The 4,905-nt window shown below is 41.2% G+C and carries 7 protein-coding genes and 1 pseudogene; all 8 read right to left on the reverse strand.

Going from position 1 to position 4,905, the window contains the following annotated elements; translation table 11 throughout:
- Positions 1–181 (reverse strand): annotated as a pseudogene (locus LRL21_RS44310) (ankyrin repeat domain-containing protein); the annotation flags it as partial.
- A 198-nt stretch (positions 182–379) separates the two neighbouring features.
- Positions 380–955, reverse strand: coding sequence for a GNAT family N-acetyltransferase (locus LRL21_RS44315; protein ID WP_240422133.1), 576 nt, complete (start codon positions 953–955; stop codon positions 380–382).
- A 160-nt stretch (positions 956–1,115) separates the two neighbouring features.
- Complete coding sequence (locus LRL21_RS44320) at positions 1,116–1,646, reverse strand: hypothetical protein (protein WP_240422134.1); 531 nt, start codon at positions 1,644–1,646, stop codon at positions 1,116–1,118.
- Between the two features lie 201 nt (positions 1,647–1,847).
- Positions 1,848–2,303 (reverse strand): ArsI/CadI family heavy metal resistance metalloenzyme, encoded by a 456-nt coding sequence (locus LRL21_RS44325; protein WP_240422135.1) that lies wholly within the window; start codon positions 2,301–2,303, stop codon positions 1,848–1,850.
- Between the two features lie 2 nt (positions 2,304–2,305).
- Entirely contained in the window at positions 2,306–2,728 is a 423-nt protein-coding gene (arsC, locus tag LRL21_RS44330; RefSeq protein WP_240422136.1) for an arsenate reductase (thioredoxin), read from the reverse strand.
- A gap of 11 nt (positions 2,729–2,739) precedes the next feature.
- Positions 2,740–3,378: an MIP family channel protein gene (locus LRL21_RS44335; protein WP_240422137.1), complete on the reverse strand. Its 639-nt coding sequence runs from the start codon at positions 3,376–3,378 to the stop codon at positions 2,740–2,742.
- Complete coding sequence (locus LRL21_RS44340; RefSeq protein ID WP_240422138.1) at positions 3,356–3,697, reverse strand: ArsR/SmtB family transcription factor; 342 nt, start codon at positions 3,695–3,697, stop codon at positions 3,356–3,358. Before LRL21_RS44340 ends, LRL21_RS44335 begins: the two co-directional genes overlap by 23 nt.
- A 425-nt stretch (positions 3,698–4,122) precedes the next feature.
- Positions 4,123–4,614, reverse strand: a complete 492-nt coding sequence (locus LRL21_RS44345) for a GNAT family N-acetyltransferase (protein ID WP_240422139.1) — start codon at positions 4,612–4,614, stop codon at positions 4,123–4,125.
- Between the last annotated feature and the right edge of the window lie 291 nt (positions 4,615–4,905).

A 4,905-nucleotide genomic window follows, 5' to 3' on the forward strand; every position in this document is an offset into this window, starting at 1 on the left:
GCAACAGTGTTCTAGACATTCCACTACCTTTGCCTTCGTTGTTATTGTCTCTTTCGATAATTCTTGCCGTAGCCAAGCCCGGATTCTCGTCAAGAAGTTGTTTCAACGATGGGACATCGCCAGTGTGGATCGCTTTAACAACGGTTACTGTCAACGTTTCATTTTCGTAAATAAAGTCCATGTCCAATCTCCTCTCACACATATGATCAGTTCCATGCCTGTCCTCTCTGTCTCATGCAACATCAAAACCATTCATACACTCCGTAACAGGCTGTATTGATGTACGAGCCATCTGCATGCAAGTATTTTCCATCATCGTACATCCAAATTTCCAATTCAAAAGGACGGGCAGCCAAGTAGCCAAAGGTTGGACATATAATTAAAACTCCACACCGCGAACTTTAGAAAATACCATAGTATCTCTCAATGAACCATCAACAGAAAGTTCTTCATTTCGTATAATTCCTTCTAAGGTAAAGCCTAAACGCTCAGCTACTCTAAAACTTCTTGTATTTTTTGAGTCACATCGAATTTCTACACGATTAGCTTGTAACTCATGAATGGCGAAGTTCGTAATAGCCTCTACAGCTTCAGTTATATACCCTTGACCTCCAAAAGATGAACGAACCCAGTAACCAATTTCAAATTTTCGTACCTTCCAATCAATATTGTGAAGCCCACTGCTGCCGATTAACTTTCCATTTTCCTTTAACAATATGAGTAACCTCATATCGGAGCGTTCTAAGAATTTTAATCTCGCTTTTCGTATGTTTGCCTCTGACTCTTCTGGTGTAGGCATGGTTTTTGCCCAGGGCATCCAAGGAAGTAAATCATCAATACTTTCTCTTATCGCTTCATTTACTTTGATACCATCATCTAATACTGGAGCACGAATAAGTAAACGTCTACTTTCAAACGCCTCAGGTATTGAAAACAGAATCGGGTCATACGCCATTGAACCACATCTCCAATCAAAGTTTTCCAAATTTTATCACATTTGGACCGTATATTCACAAGATATATTTTCCGCGTTAACCTGCCCGTTACTTCAACGAACTTCAAGAAGGAGCTGTCCTTTTGGCAGCTATCCACGCTATCGTTCCCAATTAGTTCAATCACCGTGCGGTTAATGGTTTATCATCCCAAACTTGTACTTCTATGTACCTCTCCGGTCCATTCTTACCGTCACGGTTCCATACTTGTGGTAATCCGAATTCGTTTATTATCTGATAAATCTCATTTAGCGTATATACCTGCCCTCGATATTTCTTCCCATCCTGGTATCTCATCGTCGGAAATAGATCTCCGTATGTAAAACTTATGGTGTAAGGATCGAATTCTGAAATGGGAATATTAAGCTCTTTGCCTCTCTCGAACCAGCCTAAGAGCCATGGACATTCGCCAACTGTCATATAATGCGGGAAACCTCGAATTGGCTTTCCGCCCTTCAAAATAAATAATTCTCTTGCTTTTAATTCAAGGCTTCGTCGAATTGTAAGATAGTCCTTGGATCTTTTGCTTGCAAATCCTATCTTCTGAACCCGAATTTCGTCCAGAACTTGTTCCGCTTGCTCTGGTTCTAAATCAGATAAATTTCTAAAGGGACCAGTTGATTCGTCAAAATAATGATAGAGAAAATTGATCATTAAATAACCCCATTTTCCGAAGGATTTACCTGAATGTAATCATACCACTGGAAAACGCCTTTATTAAACTATGCTCCCTCTATAGGGAATCGTTTTGCTCTTAGCCCGTTAGCTCAACGGCTGGCAGGACATCTGTATAAAAACACTTTTGTGAAGAAGTAAAAAGGAGCTGCTGCGGCAGCTCCTTTTTAACTAAAATTCTCACTTTTTAAAGGATCCAAATTCAATGGCTACCGGACCGGAGGGAGGGGCGCAACAGAGCGAAATGTCACGCTGTTCCCCTGCACTTTCAAATTCTGAATCCTCTTTTGTGAAAAAGATTTCCCATGCATTGCCGTCCGGGTCGTACACCCAAACCTTATCTTGCACCGCGTAACAGCAGGTCGTATTCATTTCATCGATAAGAAGGAGCCCCGACTCCCGAAGGCGATCACCAATCGCCAAGACCTCTTCGGTATTGTTTACCTGAAAGCCAAGATGATTAAGCACGCCTAAAGGACGTACATTTAACGAAAAGTGAAGCGCCGGGTCATCCAGCTCAAATTTGGCATAGTTGTCTTTTACTTTTGTAGGCTCAGCGCCAAAGAAAGCTTTATAAAAATCGAGTGATTTTGGGAGATCGCTGCAATTTAACGCTACATGCATCCGCTTAATCATAGTCATCTACCTTCTTTCACAAATTGTTCAATGCGATTTTTAATGGATTCACGAACTTCGCGGAACTTTGCCATGATTTCATCTTCTGTGCCCGTGGCTTTCGCTGGGTCGTCAAAGCCCCAGTGCCATCTTTCCGCTTTGTCGTTACGAACAACCGGACAATTGTCGTTTGCATGACCGCAAAGCGTGATAATATAGTCCGATTGTTTCAGAATTTCAGGATCGATCACGTCCGAAGTATTCCCCGAAATATCAACACCAGCTTCATTCATCACTTGAACAGCCCGAGGATTTAGACCATGCGCCTCCAGTCCCGCGCTTTTGACCTCATATTTGTCACTACCCAACGCCTTCAAAAAACCGTCTGCAATTTGGCTTCTGCAGGAATTTCCCGTGCAAAGAAAATAAACCAATTTCTTATCCATACCCATCCCCCTTATTCATGTAATGTTTTGTAAACCATCGAAGCAGCCACAGCCCCAAGAATGGTTGCAACGAAGTAGATCCATAAATGATTTGTTACACCGGACACAAGAGCAGGTCCTAAAGAACGCGCCGGGTTCATAGAAGCTCCACTTATGGGGCCCGCAAACATTGCCATCAGCCCGACTGTAGCGCCGATTGAGATACCTGCAAAGCTTTTAACCGCTTTACCGTGCACAGCAGAACCTAAAATGATCATCATCAAAACGAACGTCAAAATAAACTCCAAAACAAATGATTGGCTCTCAGTCGAAAGTGGCAAGGTAGCCCCTAAATTCGCAACATTTCCAAACAAAAGAAAAAGCGTGTATGCAGCAGCGATCGCCGCGACAAATTGAGTAACGATATAATACAGACTATCTCGAAGAGAAATATCTCCCCGTACCAAAAAACCGATGGTGACCGCAGGATTAAAATGCGCGCCTGAAATATGACCAAACGTATAAATCAGCGCCATAACAACAAGTCCAAAGGTGAGGGCAACCCCAACATGGGTAATGCTTTTGGTAATCTGGTCAATCATCATGGCGCCAGGACCGGCAAAGACTAAAAAATACGTGCCGATAAACTCAGCAATTAGTTTCTTTTTCACTGGTCACTCCGCAACAGTTATTACCTTCTCGAGCTGGTTTGAATATGCAGCACAGTTCCTCTGAGAGGATACGGCTTACTTCCTCTTGATTAATTTCGTAATAGCTCCAAGTGCCGCGCGTCTCTCTCGTGATTAAGCCGGCATCCAGAAGAATCTTCAGGTGATACGATAGCTTGGATTGGGACATTTCGAAAATATCAGTGAGATCGCAAACGCAAGTGTTTCCACGTTGAGTAAGTTCATACATGATTTGAAGTCGTTTTTCATCGGCAAGCGCTTTGAATTTGGATTCGTAGACTTTGAACGAAACTTCTTTCATGGTGTCACATCACCTTCTTTGAATAATAACAGCAGCAAGCAGCCGGAGTTTGCTTTACATTAAATCAACTTTTTTTGATGTATCCTATAAACTGAATTTACCACCATTTTCTTACCCAGTCAATGATTAATCAAAAAAAATTGATTAATTCGTTAAACTGCCCGTGTTAGTTCAATGCCCAGCAGGACATATGTATCAAATATCTTATTTTGTGATGATGTTATCCGCGGTGTCTACAAAAAACGCGATAACGCATCAAACAGACAGAAAGGCCCTATTTTGCCACTTCCCCCTTTCTTGCTGGCTTGTAGAGCCTTTCTTATGCTTCTGTAGAGGTTTTGTTTATGGACATGCACACAAAAGTGGATGTTTTTTCAAATACCGTTTATTCAGCTATCGTCATCCGTTAGATCAAGAAACGAGTCTTATATAATTTTAGAGCTTCGTCTTTCTAGGAACATAACATCTCTCCACAATTCATTCATCTTTCCTATTTTTTCTCTTCTGCCAACCTCTCGAAAACCATGTTTATAATGTAATTTAAGACTGGGGATATTTTCTGGAAAAATCCCTGCCTGTAAGGTCCAAAATCCATTCATTTCTGATAGTTCAACTAACTCTTTCATTAAAAAATCCCCTACACCGTTACCTCGTTCTGCTTGTCTGATGTAGATGCTTACTTCTGCAACTCCAGAATAAACAGCTCTGGCTGATATTCTACTTAATGCAGCCCAGCCTAATATAATATTTTCTCTAGTGCAAACAATACTACATTCAGAAACATGACCTGAAAACCATTGCTCTTTAGGAGGGGCTTCTGTCTGAAAAGTTGCATTTCCAGTCGATATTCCTTCTAGATAAATCGATTTTATTTGGTCCCAATCTTCTTCGATTATTTTCCGTGATAATAACGTCATCCTGAATCATCCTCATATCTAATATTATTAATTACTACCATAATTATCCATAATATACATAACCTGAATCCGTGAAATGAATGTGATGAAAGATTAGAAAAACAATCTCCGGTGAAGTAAAATAAAGAAAAGGGAAGATTTCCCGTATTTCTTGAATTCACCTCGGAGGTGTACCCGTGAAATCTGTTCGCTTTCAACTCGATCAATCGTTGGAACTGCTTACCGCTCATTCAGGTCTTGCCCTCATCGGCTTGCTCCTTTCTCATACCCAAATGGCCAAACGTCTGGTTC

Origin of the sequence: Paenibacillus periandrae, from assembly GCF_022458865.1 — a bacterium.
In the GTDB taxonomy this organism is placed as follows: domain Bacteria; phylum Bacillota; class Bacilli; order Paenibacillales; family NBRC-103111; genus Paenibacillus_S; species Paenibacillus_S periandrae.